We start from the raw sequence: 15,595 nt of genomic DNA, 5'->3' as shown, positions 1-15,595 counted from the left end.
GCTTGTTTCGAACCCGTTCCGGTGGCCCAGAACGACGATCCGCGCCGACGGTTCCCCGCGCGTCACATCCGCGGAATCTCCCAGGATTCCCCCGCCTCGACGGTGCGGAACCGTCCGGGGTCGAGGCCGAGCCGGCGCAGCTCCTCCCGCAGCCGGGTCGGCGGCCCGTCGATCGGCTCGTCGGTGAGCTCGAACGTGCCCCAGTGAACGCCGAGCGCGTAGGCGGCGCCGAGCTGGCGGAACGCGGCGACCGCCTCGTCCGGTCCGATATGGCTGCCGGTCGACGGGTTGTTCACCTGATAGGGGCCGATCGGCAGCACCGCTAGGCGCACCGGGCCGGAGCGCGCCGCCTCGGCAGGCCAGCGCATGTCGCCGGGGCCGGTGTCGCCGGCGAAGTAGAGGTTGCCGCCCGGCAGGGTCACGGTGAAGCCGGCCCACAGCGCGCGGTCATGGTCGTCGGTCCAGTGCGCGCTCCAGTGATGCGCGCGCTCCAGGATGATGTCGACGCCAGGCCGGAGTGTCACCCGTTCGCCCCAGTCGCGCGCCGTCACCTGGAGCCCGTGCCGGGCGAGCAGCGCGTCGTTGCCGAGCCCGGCGACGATCATCGGCCGGTCGCGCGCCGCCAGATGGCGGAGCGCGCCGATGTCGAGATGATCGTAATGATTGTGGCTGATCAGGACGAGGTCGATCGGCGGCAGGTCCTCGATCCGCACGCCCGGCGCGCGCACCCGGCGCGGCCCGGCGAACTGTACCGGCGAATCGCGGTGCGCCCAGACCGGGTCGAGCAGGATGTTGAGCCCCTGGGTCTGGACCAGGGCGGTGGCATGGCCGATCCAGGTCACCAGCATCCGGTCGCCCTCGATCCGCCGCGGCGGCACCGACGCGCGGACCGGCACGGCGCGGGACCAGTTGTGATGGCCGGCCTTGCCGGTCGCGATCGCCATGAAATGCGCACGGCTGGCCCGCTGCGCCCCGCCGCTGCCCTGCTCGCCGTCCGGGTTGAAGAAGGTCTCGCCGTTGAAATGGTCGCTCGCCGCGCCGGTATAATAGATGCGCGAGGCCGGCGTCTGGCCGTGATGCGAGCAGTTGGCGGCAAGCGACAGCAGCAGCGCGGAAACGAACAGCACCAGGGAACGCGGCATGCCGCGCCTCCGTTCGCGTGGGTCTCTATCGAGGGGCGATCCTACCAGATTGCGCAAGCCAGCAGAAGCGAATGCCGGTGACCATCGATGCGCGCGCCTTCAGGGGCGGTGTCGAGTCGCTAGTCCGCCGGAGGATCGCCGCGATCATTGGCGGGCGGGCGCGGCCGGCGCGGCCTGGCGAACGCACGTTCCAGCCAGCCGACTGGCGTCTTCCGGCGGCTCTGCGCGAGCCGGTTGAGATCGTCGCCTCGTCTGTCCGGCCCGGGCCCGTTCCGCCCGCCGGTCTGCCGGCGGATCAGCTCGATGAGCGCATGTTCGGTCGGTGCCGTGGCGACGGCCGGCGCGACGCCGGCGAGATCCCGGAACGGCCCGGCGCTTTGCGGCGAAATGCACCAGATCGGCCCGCGCCAGCCGGCGGCCGCGATCGCTTCGCGCACGACGGCATGGCCGATGCTCGAATGGAGCACGATCGCGTTGACGCCCGACAGCCGGTCGACCAGCCGCGACAGCCCGTCGGACTCGACCGCGACCGGCCGGTAGACGCAGCATCGCGCGACCTGCGTGCCATGCTTGCGCAGCGCCGCCTCCAACATCCCGGACGTCCGTTCCGCGCAGACATGGAGCAGTTGCCCGTGCGCGGGAACGGCGCGCGCCAGCAGCTCGTGCAGCATCGGCTCGTCGCCGGCGGTCGAGGTGATGGCGAGATAGCCCGCGTGCCGCGCCGCGTTGGCGATCTCCTCGCTGCGGACGAAGACCGGAACGTCCAGCAGTTCGTCCCGAAGATCGTAATGGCGCACGGCATGCACGCTGCTGAACGTGATCGCCGCCGGGCGAAACGTAACCGGCCGCTGCGGCAGCGGACGGGTCTCGATCACCGGAACGAGCAGCGGCCGCACGCCGACCGCCCGCAGCCGCCGCGCGGTCGCGAGATTGTCCGGCGCGGAGCGGGTGATCCAGACCGACATCGCCCCTCTCTGGCAGGCCCGGGGCCGGGTCCGCAAGGGCCTGCGCCCTCGCCGGCTAGCGCCGGGCCGCCGGCGGTCCGAGATAGGAGGGCGCAAGCGCGCCATTGGTCACGACGAGCTTCTGGAGCAGGACATTGTCGTCCAGCCGCCAGACCCGCACGACGTGCCGCCCCGCCGCGACTCCGGGAAAGCGCGCCTCCAGGATCCGGACATTGTCCGTGACCGCGCGGTTCCAGTCGCGTTGCGCCTGCCGGGTGGCCGCGGTCGGCGAGTCGACCGCCGGTCGGTCAGCACCTGCATCGGCCCGTCGTCGATCGACACGCCGATGTCGAGGCTGCCTCCGCCGTCGACGTCGAGCGTCGGCGCCAGATAGAGCTGCACCGCGAGGTCGCCCGCCCGGCGGATCGCCACCTCATAGTCCAGGCGCACGCCGTCCCGCCCGGTCGTCGCCGGACGACCCTGCGGAAAGGCGGCGACGGCGCCCAAAGTGCGGCCGAGATGGGGAATGACCCGCCAGGTGAGGCCGCGTCCGTCGACCGCGCGGGAGAAATGCGGCGCCTCGATCGCGATCACGTCCGCGTCGGTTGCCGGCCCTGCGCCCGCGGTCCGGAAGACGATCGGCCGCACCGCCCCGTGCGCGGCGACCCGCCGCACCTCGGGCATCACCTGCGTCTCGGGCTGCTGCCAGCTCGTATAGCCGATATGGGTCTGCGACATCATCCCGTCCCACCGCCCGCCGTTCAGCGCGTGATAGGCCGCGGTGAGCGCCGCATCGCGCCGGAACGCGGCCTCGGCCTGGCCGGCGAAATGGTTGGCGCGCGGGTCGTCCGCCGCCGCCAGCCGCCGGTTCCAGGCGACCGCGTAATAGAGCCGGTAGAGGTTGGCGAGCGCGCGGATCGGATGCTCGACCAGCTGGACATAGGCGGCCTGCTGGTCGGCGGACACGTCCGCCTTCACCCGCTCCATTGCGGCCTCGAGCGCGTCCCATTCGGCGATCATCGCGCCGAACTCGCCGCCGTCGAGCACCGCGCCCGTGCCGCCCCCGAGCGGGAAGCTCTCCGCGTCGATCAGCTCCGGCTTCCGCCGCGCCGCATATTGGCTGTAGCGGGTGAGAAGCGCACCGATCGCCTCGCCATGCGCCGCCCCGAAGGTCGCCCCCGCCCATTCGGCGGGGAAGCGGGTCATCGCCTCCAGCGTCATGGCCTCGGGATCCCAGGCCTGGCGCATGAAGAAGCTCAACGGGAATTCCATCGGCTTGATGTCGCCGACATTGACGATCCAGAGCGCCCGCGCCCCGCGCTGGTAGGCAAGGTCCATCTGCTGCCAGGTCTTCTCGATCTGGTTGGTGTTCAGCCATTTGTAGTTCCGCGGGCCTCCGACATAGTCGAAATGGTAATAGACCCCGTAGCCGCCGCTCCGGCCCGGCCCGGCCGCGGGGAGCCGGCGTATCTGCCCCCAATTGTCGTCGGCGAAGAGCAGGATGACGTCGTCGGGCACGGTCATCCCCTGGTCGAAATAGTCCTGCACCTCCTTGTAGAGCGCCCAGACCTGGGGCGTCGCATTCGCCGGCCGGCCGGTCACCTCCGCGATGATCCGCCGCTGGTCGGCGACGACCGATTCGAGCAGCGGGATCGCGGTCCCCTCCGCCATCGCCTCGTCGCCGTCGCCGCGCATGCCGAGCGTGACCAGGCTCTCGTAGGGCCGCCCATCGCCGCGCGACATCATCCGTTCGATCCCGCCGCGCCAGAAGGTCCGCAAGTTCCCGGCATTGGTCGCATAGTTCCACGGCCCGCCGGTGACGCCCCCGCCGGTGTCGCGCCGCCATTCGTTGTGGGCGCGCATCATCGGCTCATGGTGCGAGGTGCCCATCACCACCCCCATCGCATCGGCCAGCACCATGTTCCGGGGGTCGTCGTCGTTGAACGCCTTGGGCTCCCACATCGCCGGCCAGAGATAATTGCCCTTGAGCCGCAGCAGCAGCTCGAAGACGTGCGCGTACATCCGCGCGTTGATCCCGCCGAACCGCCGCCGCGCCCAGCCGCCGAAGGCCGGCTCCTCGTCGTTGATGAAGAAGCCGCGGTAGCGCACCCGCGGCTGGTCGCGCCGCGCGCCGGCGGTCAGGAACAGGTTGGCCTGCCGCCGCACCGGCACGTCCGCGAACCAGTGCCAGGGCGACACGCCGATCTTCTCCGACAGGTCGTACATGCCGAACACCGCGCCGCGCCGGTCGGCGCCGACGATCACCAGCGCGCGCGGCACATTGGGAAACGGCCGCTCGACGACGACCTGCCGGAACGCCTCCCATTCGCCGGCAAGGTCGTCGGCCCGGATCCGCCCGCTGCGCACCAGCGCGTCGATGGCCGCGCTCTGGCCGGGCGTGCCGACGACGATCAAATGCCCGCGTGCCGCCTCGAGGCTCCGGAGCCTTCGCGGCGCCTGCCCGCCGACCCGCTCGAGGTCGCGCGCGAAGCTGTCGCCGGCATGCCGCACCGCCGGATCGGCATCCGCCTCGATCAGCAGCGCCGCCGGCCGGCCGTTCTCGATCAGCGCAAATCGACCGTTCCCGTTCTCCGCACAGACCGCGACCGCTCCCTCGCAGGCATAAGCGGCAGGCCCGAACAGCATCGCAGCCAGCACCGCGCACATCGCGAGCGCCAATCTCATCCGCCCTCTCCCGGGATTATGGTAGCGCTACCAAGCTCGCACGGACTGCCACCGCGATCAAGCACCGCCGGACCGCGCGCGGAACAATGGCAGATCGCGGGTGCTGCTGCCCGCCCTGGTGGCGATCCTGCCGGTCGGCGCGCTCGACGCCGGCCCCGTCCACTGGTCGACAGTGCCGGGCTGGCTCGTGGCGCTGGGCTATGCGGCGATGCTCGCCGGCATCGCGGTGACGGCCTGGGCGCAGGCAGTGAATCCCTTCTTCGAGCCCGGCGTCCGCATCCAGTCGGAGCGCCACCACCATGTCGTCGACACCGGTCCCTACCGGCTGGTCCGCCATCCCGGCTACGTCGCCGCATTGCTCCTGTTCTTCGGCATGGCACTCGCGCTCGGCTCGCTCTGGGCGCTGGTCCCCGCCGCCATCGCCGCTGCCCTGCTCGTGCTGCGCACCGCCTGGGAGGACCGGCTGCTGCAGGCCGAGCTCCCCGGCTATGCCGATTATGCGCGCCGGGTGCGCGGCAGGCTGATCCCGTTCCTTTGGTGATCGACAGCGGCCTGGCTCACGTCTCGCCGAACAACAGCCGTGCCACGGGGATCGCCGCAACGGCCCCCGCCAGCTGCGCCGCGACGAAGGCCGGCACGCTGTCCGGCGCAATGCCGGCAAAGCTGTTGGACAGGGATCGGGCGAAGGTGATCGCCGGATTCGCGAAGCTGGTCGAGGAGGTGAACCAGTAGGCCGCGGAAATGTAGAGCGCGACGCTCGCCGGCACCCACTCGACCCGCTGGCGCACCATGCCGAGAATGACCAGGACGAGGCCAAACGTCGCGATCAGCTCTCCCAGCCATTGGCCGGGTGCGTCGCGTGACGTCTCGGAGAGTTGGAGGATGGGCAGGTCGAACATGGCGTGCGTCGCCCAAACGCCGAAAAGGCCGAACGCAAGCTGCGCAAGCATATAGGCCGTGGCCTCGCGCCAGCGCAGGTCGCGGCGCAGCGCCACCACGAGGGTGACGGCCGGATTCATATGCGCGCCCGAGACCGGCCCGAGCAGCGCGATCAGCACGAACAGGATCGCCCCCGTGGCGAGCGTGTTGCCGAGCAGGGCCAGCGCGACATTCCCGCCGGCGAGCCGTTCGGCCATGATGCCCGAGCCGATGACGGTGGCGAACAGGAAGAAGGCGCCGACCGCCTCCGCCGCGAGCCGTCGCGGCAGCGGCGCGCGTTCAGACATCGGACTTCGTGGTGCTGCCCTCGATCCTCCCGATTTCGCCGAGCTTGTGGTGCAGGCTCATCCGGTCGATGCTCTCGATCGGCAGCGCGAGGAACAGCGCGATGCGGTTCCCGAGAGAGTTCAGCGCCTGCTCGAACGCCTCGCGCTGCCCCGGACCCTCCACCGCCGCCGGATCCTCGATCCCCCAATGCGCGGTCATCGGGTGGCCGGGCCAGACCGGACAGGTCTCGCCGGCGGCATTGTCGCAGACCGTGAAGATGAAATCGAACTCGGGTGCGTCCGGCCCGGTGAATTCGTCCCAGGATTTCGAGCGCAGGCCGTCGGTCGAAAGGTCGAGGTCGCGCAGCAAGCCGAGCGCGGCCGGATGCACCGCGCGCTTGGGGAAGCTGCCCGCCGACCAGGCGCGGAAGCGGCCGGCGCCGTCGCGGTTGAGCAGCGCTTCCGCCAGGATCGACCGCGCGGAATTGCCCGTGCAGAGGAACAGGACCTTGTAGCTCGGTCCGGCCATCGGGCTAACGGCAGCAAGCGACCGGGGTCGGCGCGGCCGGCATCGCCGGGGCGCAGCATTGGCTCTCCGCGGCGCTTTGGGAGAGGGCGCCCAGCGCGGGGCCGTCGCCATAGACGGTCGCCGCGCCATGGGTGAGGAAGGTTTCCCAGACCACGCCGTCGGGATCGGCGATCCAGCTCTTGTCGGACCTGGCGTAGCAGCAGGTGGTCGCGCCTTCCTCCAGCACGGGCCGGTCGGCGGCCTTGAGGCGCCCGTAGACCTCGACGAGCTCGTCCGCGTCCTCGACCTGGATGCCGAGATGCTCGACCCCGTTCGCGGCATGATTGCCGCTGGAAATGGCGAAGTTCACCCGCGGATCCTCGATCATCCATTTGGCGTAATCGGATCTGAGGACGCTCGGCGGCGCGCCGAACAGGGTCGAATAGAAGGCGACCGACGTGTCGAGAGTCTCGACGCCGACATGGACGTGCAGGCGCTTCATGCGGATTTCCTTTGCCTGGAGAGGGCGGCATCGGCCGGCCCGCACGCCGCCTCGGGCATGCAGCCGGCTCCGCCGCAGCAATTTTCGAGGAGATAGCCGACGAGGGCGTTCATCGCCGGATAGTCGGCGCGGTAGATCAGCGAGCGGTGCTGCCGCTCCTGGCTGATGAGGCCGGCCCGGCTGAGCTGCGCCAGATGGAAGGACAGCGACGAATTGGGCACGCCGAGCGCTTCGGCGATCGCGCCGGCCGCCATCCCGTCCGGCCCCGCCTGGACGAGCAGGCGGAACAAGGCCAGCCGGTGCTCCTGCGCCAGCGCCCCAAGCGCGGCGACGGCGCCCACGCCATCCATCAGCGCAGCCGGCCCCAGCGGATGGCTGCCGCGCACCACGGGACTTCGGGGCGGGTCAGCAGCCTCGGAATCGGTCGAATCCACATTGGGACTTCCTCATTTCGACGTATATTGAAATGACACGATCTCGCGATGAAGTCAATATAAATTCGAAAACTATCGAAATGACGTTGGCTGCCGATGTCGGCCGATAGCAATTCCCGTTGGACGGGCTTAAAGTCCCCGGATGGCCGCTTTCCACCGAACCTGGCTGGCGCTCCTGGGCACGCTGACGCTGCTGTTCGCGTTCGGCGCGTTCACGGAAGCGCTTGCGTGCGCGACGGCCTGTCCGACCGCCGATCATTCGCGGTGCGACCACCCGAACGTCGATAGCTGCGCCATCGTCTGCCACACGCTCTGCACCGCCGCTCCGTCCAGCGCCCCGTCCGGCGACCATGCCATGGCCGAAATGTCGACCTCCTTCTGGGGGCTGACGCATGCCTTGGAAACGACTTCGATTGCCCCCGATCCGCCGCCTCCGCGCGCCGCGTAGCATCGCAATCGAAAGTTCGTTTCCAGGAGAAACATCATGAAGAAGATGATCGCAGCGACGATCGGCTTGCTGTTCGCCGGCTCGGGGGCTCTCGCCGCCGTGCCCGGCGCGCTTCACGCCGTCGCCGAAGCATGTGGTTGCTGCGGCTGCTGCTAAAGCACTAGTCTGACCACGGGAGGGCGTCCGGTCTTCAGGACTGGGCGCCCTTTCCGCGACGATTTGACACCCCAGCCACCTTTCCCCTTGCCCCCGCTCTTGCTAAGGCCCGGCGCAGAGCGTCCGGGCAGGCTGCCCTTGCCCGGCGCGAAGTATCACTTCGCGACGAGTTTATACGGGGAGCGCACACATGACCGCCGTCGGACAGGACACGTTGGGGACCCGCGATACCTTCAAGGTCGGCGGCAAGAGCTACGCTTATTATTCCCTGCCCAAGGCGGGCGAGAAGCTGGGCGACGTCAGTCGGCTGCCCTTCTCGATGAAGGTTCTGCTCGAGAATTTGCTGCGCTTCGAGGATGGCGACACCGTGACCACCGCCGACATCCAGGCGATCGTCGACTGGCAGAAGGACCGCCGGTCCGACCAGGAGATCCAGTATCGCCCGGCGCGCGTGCTGATGCAGGATTTCACCGGCGTCCCCGCCGTCGTCGATCTCGCCGCGATGCGCGATGCGATGAAGCAGCTCGGCGGCGATCCGCAGAAGATCAACCCGCTCGTCCCGGTCCACCTCATCATCGACCATTCGGTGATGGTCGACGCCTTCGGCACGCCGCAGAGCTTCGAGGAGAACGTCGCGCTCGAGTATCAGCGCAACATGGAGCGCTACGAATTCCTGAAATGGGGCCAGAGCGCGTTCGACAATTTCGAGGTCGTGCCGCCGGGCACCGGCATCTGCCACCAGGTGAACCTCGAATATATCGCCCGCGCCGTCTGGTCGTCGGTCGACAAGGCGAGCGGTGAAGAGGTCGCCTATCCCGACACGCTCGTCGGCACCGACAGCCACACGACGATGGTCAACGGCCTCGGCGTGCTCGGCTGGGGCGTCGGCGGGATCGAGGCGGAAGCCGCGATGCTCGGCCAGCCGGTCTCCATGCTGATCCCCGAAGTGGTCGGCTTCCGCCTCACCGGCACGCTCAGGGAAGGCATCACCGCCACCGATCTCGTGCTCACCGTCACCCAGATGCTGCGCGCCAAGGGCGTGGTCGGGCGGTTCGTGGAATTCTACGGCTCGGGCGTCGGCGCGCTCAGCCTCGCCGACCGCGCGACCATCGCCAACATGGCGCCGGAATATGGCGCCACCTGCGGCTTCTTCCCGATCGACGAGAAGACGCTCGATTATATGCGCCTCACCGGCCGGCCGGACGCGGAGATCGCGCTCACCGAATCCTATTGCAAGGCGCAGGGCATGTGGCTGGTCGCCGACGGGCCCGAGCCGGTGTTCACCGAGACGCTCAGCCTCGACATGTCCACCGTCGAGCCGAGCCTCGCCGGGCCGAAGCGGCCGCAGGACCGGGTGCCCTTGTCGAAGCTGCACACCGAATTCGACGCCGCGCTCGCCGGCGAGTACAATTGCAGGACGCCGGACGGGCGCTGCACCGTCGACGAGGAGAGCCACGATCTCGGTCATGGCGACGTCGTCATCGCCGCGATCACGAGCTGCACCAACACCTCCAACCCGGCCGTGCTGGTCGCCGCCGGCCTCGTCGCCAAGAAGGCGCGCGCGAAGGGCCTGACCCGCAAGCCCTGGGTCAAGACCAGCCTCGCGCCGGGCTCGCAGGTCGTCACCGACTATCTCGACAAGGCCGGCCTCAGCGCCGAGCTGGACGCGATCGGCTTCAACCTCACCGGCTATGGCTGCACCACCTGCATCGGCAATTCGGGGCCGCTGTCCGAGCCGATCTCGAAGGCGATCAACGGCAACGATCTCGTCGCCGCCTCGGTCCTCTCCGGCAACCGCAATTTCGAGGGCCGCGTCTCACCGGACGTGCGCGCCAACTATCTCGCCTCGCCGCCGCTCGTCGTCGCCTATGCGATCATGGGCACGGTGCGCTGCGACATGGTCAACGATCCGCTCGGCAAGGATCAGGACGGCGAGCCCGTTTACCTCAGGGACATCTGGCCGAGCAACGAGGAGGTCCGCTCCTACATCGACTCCTACGTCAACGGCGACATGTTCCGCACCCGCTATGCCGACGTCTACAAGGGCGACGCGCGCTGGGGCACCATCCCCGTCACCGGCGGCGACACCTATGGCTGGCCGGCCGGCTCCACCTACATCGCCAACCCGCCCTATTTCGCGGGCATGACGATGACGCCGGCGCCCGTCTCAGACATCATCGGCGCCCGTCCGCTCGCTATCCTCGGCGACAGCATCACCACCGACCACATCTCGCCCGCCGGCTCGATCAAGCTGGACTCGCCGGCCGGAAAATACCTGTCGGAACATCAGGTGAGCCGTGCCGACTTCAACTCCTACGGCGCCCGCCGCGGCAATCACGACGTCATGATGCGCGGCACCTTCGCCAACATCCGCATCAAGAACAGGATGGTGCCCGGCATCGAGGGCGGCATCACCAGGCACATGCCCGACGGCGAGGTTATGCCGATCTACGATGCCGCGATGAGGTACAAGGCAGAAGGCACCCCGCTCGTCATCGTCGCCGGCAAGGAATATGGCACCGGCTCCAGCCGCGACTGGGCCGCGAAGGGCACCAACCTGCTCGGCGTGCGCGCCGTCATCGCCGAGAGCTACGAGCGCATCCACCGCTCCAACCTCGTCGGCATGGGCGTGATCCCCTTGCAGTTCGTCGAGGCGCCGCCGGCGTTCGACGGCACCGAAACCTTCACCATCTCCGGCGTCGCCGATCTCTCTCCGCGCAAGGAGATCGCGGTCAAGGTCGATCGTGCCGACGGCACCGGCTTCAGCTTCCCGGCACGGGTCAGGATCGATACCGCCAACGAGCTCGAATATTACCGCCAGGGCGGCATCCTCCACTACGTGCTGAGGAATCTCGCGCGCGGGGGTGCAGCCTGAGCGTAGCCGGCATCCTGGTCGAGGCGCTGGGCTGGATCTCGGCGGTCCTGATCCTCGCCGCCTACGGGCTGCTCAACAGCGGCAAGGTCGATGCGCGCTCGCCGCTCTACCAGTGGATGAATGTCGCCGCCGCGGCCGGCTTCATCGTCAACAGCGGGGTCAACGGCGCCTATCCGTCGGCGGCGGTGAACGTGATCTGGGCAGGGCTGGGATTGCTCGCTTTATGGAACATCAGGAAGGCCAGACGCTCGTCGACCTCAGTCATGTGATCGAGGACGGCATGACCACCCACAAGGGGTTGCCAGGGCCGCATATCTGCGACTTCTGGCAGCGCGAGGCGTCGGCTGCCTTCTATGACGACGGCTCGACCTTCCAGATCGGCCGGATCGACATGGTCGCCAACACCGGCACCTATCTCGACTCGCCATTCCACCGCTTCGCCGGCGGCGCCGATCTCGCCGGCCTGAAGCTCGGGCAGCTCGTCGCCCTGCCCGGCCTCGTCCTCAGGACAGAGGCGACGGCCATCGACCGGGACCTGTTCGAAGGCCACGACCTCGCCGGCAAGGCGGTGCTCGTCCATACCGGCTGGGATCGCCACTGGCGCACGGACGCCTATCAGACGGGCCATCCCCACCTGACCGAGGCAGCCGCGCATTTCCTGGCCCGCCAAAGCGTGGCGCTGGTCGGCATCGACAGCCACAATATCGACGACACCGGCGGCCGCGCCCGTCCGGTGCATACCGTCCTGCTCGGCAACGACATCCTGATCTGCGAGCATATGACCAATCTCGGCGCGCTGCCGGACGCGGGCTTCCTCTTCACCGCGGTGCCGCCGAAGATCGCCGGCATGGGCACCTTTCCGGTCCGGGCGTTCGCGATGCTCGGCGAGACCATTCAGGCCCGATAAAGTTACGCTGCCGTAGCGATATCGCCTTCCGAAAGGAGAGTCTCATGTTGCGTTGCGTGCTTCCGCTTCTCCTTGCCTGCGCCGCGGTTCCGGCCACGGCTGCCGCCCCGCCCAATCCCCAGATCGACTATGCCGGCTATCGTCAGCTCGCCAACGAGGTGGAGGGCTATCGCCAGACCCGGCTCATCAGCTGGGACGATTTCGTCACGGCCGCGGCCGAGCCGGACGTGCTGATCCTGGATGCGCGCACCGCCCGCCAGTTCGCCGCCGGCCATATCGAGGGCGCGGTCAACCTGCCGCTGCCGGAGTTCAGCGAGGAAAGCCTCGCCGCCGTCATCGGCCGCACCGACCGGCCGATCCTGATCTACTGCAACAACAACTTTCGCAACGACGTGCAGCCGGTCGTCCTGAAATCGATGCCGCTCGCACTCAACCTGTCCACCTTCGTCCACCTCGTCGGCTACGGCTACCGCAACGTGCGTGAGCTCAGCGACGTGATGGATTTCAACGATCCCCAGGTGCGCTGGGTGACGGGCGGCGGCTACACGCCGTAGCGAGTGCGCGCCGGAACCTGTGCCGCGCCTCTGCATTGGGCGAGCGTGTTCGAACATGATCCGCTCGCCGTCTTCTCCTGGACCGAGCTGACGCTCCGGCTCGGCGTCGCCGCCCTCGTGGGGTTGCTGCTCGGGCTCGACCGCGAGCTGCAGGGCCACGAGGCGGGCATACGCACCCATGCGCTGGTCGCGCTCAGCTCGGCGATGATCATGGTCTCGTCGCTGATGCTGACCGTCGAGCTGCGCAGCGACGATTATTCGCCCGATCCGCTGCGGGCGATCCAGGGGCTCAGCCAGGCGATCGGCTTCATCGCCGCCGGCGTGATCTTCGTGCGCGGCGCCAATGTCGTGAACATGACGACCGCGGCCAATATCTGGGTGGCGGCCGCGGTCGGCATCGCTGCAGGCGCCGGGCAGTACCGGCTGGTGATCGTCGGCACCGGCCTTGGCATCGCGCTGCTCACCCTCGTCAAGCTGATCACCCGGTTTCTGCCTCAGAACGGAGAGAAAGCTGAACGCGACTGAACAGTCCGGTTCAGGTGCCGTTTAAGGTGGGGTCTCTAACCAGATTTTGCGTGCCAACGCCTTTTCGGTTGTGTAACGGGCGCGCGTTTGCGCGGCGCAGGCCGCAACCGAGACGAAGAGCGAGACGAGTCATGACGTTCTGGAAGAAGCTGCAAAATCCGTTTGCGCTGGTCGGCCAGGGCTTCGTGCTGGGTGGCGTCCTCTTCTTCGCCTTCCACGGCGTCAGCGAGGCTGCGCCGGTCGCTCCGACGGCGATCGAGGCGGCGCGCTAGGATCCAGACCTTAGGCGCTTGATCGCGGCCCGGCCCGCGCTATAGCGGGTCCATGGTTCCCTTTTCGTTCTGCGGTCACAAGTTCGAGGCGCTGTCGCAGGGCGCCTTGTTCTGGCCGGCACGCAGCGCGTTGCTGGTCGCCGACCTCCATCTCGAAAAGGCGAGCTGGTTCGCCAAGGGCGGGCAGATGCTGCCGCCCTACGATTCGATTGCGACGCTGACGGATTTGACTCGTCTCGTCGTCGGAGTCGGCGCCGGGGAAATCTGGTGCCTGGGCGACAGCTTCCACGACAGCGACGGCTGCGATCGCCTGCCGGTGCGCGCCCGCGAGATCCTGACCGGGCTCACGGCCGCGACGCGCTGGACGTGGATCGTCGGCAATCATGATCCCATGATGGGGTTGCGCTGTCCGGGGGACAGCGCAACCCCATCATTCACCGACACCTGCGGCGGCGTGATCGTCGACGAGGCGGAGATCGACGGCCTGATCCTGCGTCACGAGGCCGTGCCCGGCGAAAGCCGCCCCGAACTGTCCGGCCATTTCCATCCCAAGCTCCGGATCAGCCATCGCGGCCGGATGGTGTCGCGCCGCTGCTTCGTCGCGACGGAGCGCAAGCTGATCCTGCCGGCGTTCGGCGCGCTGACCGGCGGGCTCGACGCCCGGCATCCGGAGATCGGGCGTGCAGTGGGGACGGGTGCGGAAGCGCTGGTCCCGGTTGCAGATCGCTTGCTGCGCTTCCCGCTGGCCGCCTAGGTGTTTGGTCCCGTGGGGTGGTGATACGGGTCTGATTTGAATCGGTTCGGCTCTTCTGTCCAGAATATTCGTAGGGGGTGAGGCCATGCAGGGTCTTGAGCCTGCGGCCGTGGTTGTGGGCGTCGATGAAGAGCTGGAGATGCTGCCGGAGCTGGTCGTGGCTGTCGCAATGGTAGCGTTTGACGGTGGCGTCCTTGATGGTGCGGTTCATGCGCTCGACCTGGCCATTGGTCCAGGGATGGTTGGGCTTGGTGAGCCGATGCTCGATGCCGTGCTGGATGCCCCCTTCGACTGCCTGCCTGCGGCAGTCGCTCAGGACAGGATTATCGGTCAGGATCGTGTGGAGGTCGTAGGGGATCGCCGCGATCAGCGCTTCCAGGAACATAACGGCGGTGGGCCGGTTGGCTTTGGCGTGGAGCTGGGCGCAGGCGAGCTTCGAGGTGCGGTCGATCGCGACATAGAGATGGAGCGAGTAGAGGCAGTCCCGGATCAGGTCCGGGACCTTCACGGCAGCAGCGTGTGGCGCCGAAACGCCCCCAGCGACGAGCCATCGTAATTGACCCCGCTGTGCCGCCATGGCCCCATCACCAGCCAGTTGTTGGTCTCGTGGCCCGCGGCCTTCAACGCCTCCCAGGTCATGATTGCGCCGTACATGTCCTCCTGGTCTCACAGGCCCTGGATCCACATCGTCGGGACGTTCGAAGGGCGGGCGGTAAGCAGTCGATCGAGCGCCTGCCCCTGCCAGAAGGCGTCATAGGCCGGGTGCGCGCTCATCCGCTGCCAGAAGGGGAGCTGGTCGAAACCGGACTGGCGCGCCCAGGCGCCGGCCGAGCCAATCCGCCGGAAGGTCTCGTAATCGTCATAGGCGCCCTGCGCTGGCTGCTCGCCCGCGCCCTTGTAGCCGGTCTGCGACCCGATCCAGCCGATATTGGCCTGGCGGAAGGCGCCGTAATGGAACCAGTCATCGCCGTCGATCATCGGGCTCTGCGGCGCGGCGACCCTCAGCGCCGGATGCGGATCGAGCAGCGCCATCACGACGGTGAAGCCTTCGTAGGACGATCCGATCATGCCGACCCGGCCGTTGCTCTCCGGCAGGTTCTCGCGGTTCACCAGCCACTCGATCGTGTCCCAAGCGTCGGTGGTGTGATCGGTCTCGGTCGGGTTGAACGGCCCACGCACCGGCCGGGTCACGACATAGTCGCCCTCCGAGCCGTATTTGCCGCGCACATCCTCGTCGCCCTCCGGCAAGGTTGCCAGCATGTGCGGGCTGTCCGTCCGCGAGGTCCGCCCCGAGGCGTTGTAGGGCGTGCGGGTCAACAGAATCGGCAGGTCCGCGCATTTTTCGGCACGATGATCACGGTATGCAGGCGGACCCCGTCGCGCATCGGGATCATCACCTCGCGCCGCTCATAGTCGTAGGCGGCGGTCGGCTGGGTGAAGTTCGCCGGAATGTCGCCGCCCGACGGCGCCGTCATCCGCTCCTGCGCGGGCGCCGCCAGCGTCAGCGAAAGGCCGCACAGAAGTGCGATGCTGACCGAGACCGATTCAGGAACTTCATGCGCGCCTCCCTGCCCGAAGCGTCGAGAGCGTCAGGCATATGGTGTCAGATCGCGGACGCAAGGTGCGGGCCGGCCTGCCCTCGACAAAGTGGCCATAAGAACATATAGTGAACGCATGTATCTGC

General features: G+C 68.3%; 16 protein-coding genes and 3 pseudogenes. 9 read left to right on the top strand and 10 right to left on the bottom strand.

All coding sequences use genetic code 11. The features are described from left to right. Nucleotides 1–62: 62 nt before the first annotated feature. From RCO27_RS12735 to RCO27_RS12720, 4 genes and pseudogenes are all read right to left on the bottom strand, one after another. Complete coding sequence (locus RCO27_RS12735) at nucleotides 63–1,142, bottom strand: MBL fold metallo-hydrolase (RefSeq protein ID WP_309003040.1); 1,080 nt, start codon at nucleotides 1,140–1,142, stop codon at nucleotides 63–65. A 119-nt stretch (nucleotides 1,143–1,261) separates the two neighbouring features. Continuing rightward, nucleotides 1,262–2,107, bottom strand: coding sequence for a uroporphyrinogen-III synthase (locus RCO27_RS12730; RefSeq protein ID WP_309003039.1), 846 nt, complete (start codon nucleotides 2,105–2,107; stop codon nucleotides 1,262–1,264). Between the two features lie 55 nt (nucleotides 2,108–2,162). Next, nucleotides 2,163–2,309, bottom strand: a complete 147-nt coding sequence (locus RCO27_RS12725) for a hypothetical protein (protein ID WP_309003214.1) — start codon at nucleotides 2,307–2,309, stop codon at nucleotides 2,163–2,165. Between the two features lie 131 nt (nucleotides 2,310–2,440). Continuing rightward, a pseudogene (locus tag RCO27_RS12720) lies at nucleotides 2,441–4,312 on the bottom strand (glycosyl hydrolase 115 family protein); the annotation flags it as partial. Nucleotides 4,313–4,871: 559 nt separating this feature from the next. Between RCO27_RS12720 and RCO27_RS12715 the strand changes: the two are divergent. Further along, nucleotides 4,872–5,312, top strand: coding sequence for an isoprenylcysteine carboxylmethyltransferase family protein (locus RCO27_RS12715; RefSeq protein ID WP_309003038.1), 441 nt, complete (start codon nucleotides 4,872–4,874; stop codon nucleotides 5,310–5,312). Nucleotides 5,313–5,328: 16 nt separating this feature from the next. Here RCO27_RS12715 and RCO27_RS12710 read toward each other — a convergent pair whose 3' ends face one another. Genes RCO27_RS12710 through RCO27_RS12695 form a run of 4 tightly spaced genes read right to left on the bottom strand, consistent with a single transcriptional unit; the run spans nucleotide 5,329 to nucleotide 7,336 of the window. Further along, nucleotides 5,329–5,997: an MIP/aquaporin family protein gene (locus tag RCO27_RS12710; protein ID WP_309003037.1), complete on the bottom strand. Its 669-nt coding sequence runs from the start codon at nucleotides 5,995–5,997 to the stop codon at nucleotides 5,329–5,331. After that, complete coding sequence (locus RCO27_RS12705) at nucleotides 5,990–6,505, bottom strand: arsenate reductase ArsC (protein ID WP_309003036.1); 516 nt, start codon at nucleotides 6,503–6,505, stop codon at nucleotides 5,990–5,992. Before RCO27_RS12705 ends, RCO27_RS12710 begins: the two co-directional genes overlap by 8 nt. A 4-nt stretch (nucleotides 6,506–6,509) precedes the next feature. Next, a complete protein-coding gene (locus tag RCO27_RS12700; RefSeq protein WP_309003035.1) occupies nucleotides 6,510–6,986 on the bottom strand; it encodes an ArsI/CadI family heavy metal resistance metalloenzyme in 477 nt (158 codons plus the stop codon). Continuing rightward, the gene (locus tag RCO27_RS12695; RefSeq protein WP_309003213.1) at nucleotides 6,983–7,336 is read right to left on the bottom strand and encodes a metalloregulator ArsR/SmtB family transcription factor; all 354 of its coding nucleotides are present in this window, start codon (nucleotides 7,334–7,336) and stop codon (nucleotides 6,983–6,985) included. The genes RCO27_RS12700 and RCO27_RS12695 overlap by 4 nt, the downstream gene beginning before the upstream one ends. A 226-nt stretch (nucleotides 7,337–7,562) precedes the next feature. Here RCO27_RS12695 and RCO27_RS12690 point away from each other — a divergent pair, with 226 nt between their 5' ends. The 8 genes from RCO27_RS12690 (at nucleotide 7,563) to pdeM (ending at nucleotide 13,911) form a co-directional block, all read left to right on the top strand. Next, a complete protein-coding gene (locus RCO27_RS12690; RefSeq protein ID WP_309003034.1) occupies nucleotides 7,563–7,868 on the top strand; it encodes a hypothetical protein in 306 nt (101 codons plus the stop codon). Between the two features lie 346 nt (nucleotides 7,869–8,214). Continuing rightward, nucleotides 8,215–10,899, top strand: a complete 2,685-nt coding sequence (gene acnA / locus RCO27_RS12685) for an aconitate hydratase AcnA (protein ID WP_309003033.1) — start codon at nucleotides 8,215–8,217, stop codon at nucleotides 10,897–10,899. Nucleotides 10,900–11,015: 116 nt separating this feature from the next. Continuing rightward, nucleotides 11,016–11,168 (top strand): hypothetical protein, encoded by a 153-nt coding sequence (locus tag RCO27_RS12680; protein ID WP_309003032.1) that lies wholly within the window; start codon nucleotides 11,016–11,018, stop codon nucleotides 11,166–11,168. After that, complete coding sequence (locus tag RCO27_RS12675; protein WP_309003031.1) at nucleotides 11,123–11,806, top strand: cyclase family protein; 684 nt, start codon at nucleotides 11,123–11,125, stop codon at nucleotides 11,804–11,806. The genes RCO27_RS12680 and RCO27_RS12675 overlap by 46 nt, the downstream gene beginning before the upstream one ends. 56 nt (nucleotides 11,807–11,862) lie before the next feature. Further along, nucleotides 11,863–12,360, top strand: a complete 498-nt coding sequence (locus tag RCO27_RS12670; protein ID WP_309003030.1) for a rhodanese-like domain-containing protein — start codon at nucleotides 11,863–11,865, stop codon at nucleotides 12,358–12,360. Nucleotides 12,361–12,405: 45 nt separating this feature from the next. Then, a complete protein-coding gene (locus RCO27_RS12665) occupies nucleotides 12,406–12,885 on the top strand; it encodes an MgtC/SapB family protein (RefSeq protein WP_309003029.1) in 480 nt (159 codons plus the stop codon). Nucleotides 12,886–13,016: 131 nt separating this feature from the next. Continuing rightward, nucleotides 13,017–13,157 (top strand): hypothetical protein, encoded by a 141-nt coding sequence (locus RCO27_RS12660; protein WP_309003028.1) that lies wholly within the window; start codon nucleotides 13,017–13,019, stop codon nucleotides 13,155–13,157. Between the two features lie 52 nt (nucleotides 13,158–13,209). Continuing rightward, entirely contained in the window at nucleotides 13,210–13,911 is a 702-nt protein-coding gene (pdeM, locus tag RCO27_RS12655) for a ligase-associated DNA damage response endonuclease PdeM (protein ID WP_309003027.1), read from the top strand. On the opposite strand, the pseudogene RCO27_RS12650 reads toward pdeM, so the two are convergent. Together RCO27_RS12650 and RCO27_RS12645 are read right to left on the bottom strand one after the other, a co-directional pair. Continuing rightward, nucleotides 13,908–14,380 (bottom strand): annotated as a pseudogene (locus tag RCO27_RS12650) (integrase core domain-containing protein); the annotation flags it as partial. The gene pdeM and the pseudogene RCO27_RS12650 sit on opposite strands and share 4 nt — an antisense overlap. 38 nt (nucleotides 14,381–14,418) lie before the next feature. Then, nucleotides 14,419–15,386, bottom strand: a pseudogene (locus tag RCO27_RS12645) (CocE/NonD family hydrolase); the annotation flags it as partial. Nucleotides 15,387–15,595: the final 209 nt, after the last annotated feature.

It is taken from the genome of Sphingosinicella sp. LHD-64 (genome assembly GCF_031157375.1).
Classification (GTDB): domain Bacteria; phylum Pseudomonadota; class Alphaproteobacteria; order Sphingomonadales; family Sphingomonadaceae; genus Allosphingosinicella.
This window is presented reverse-complemented; position numbering and strand designations above follow the sequence as displayed.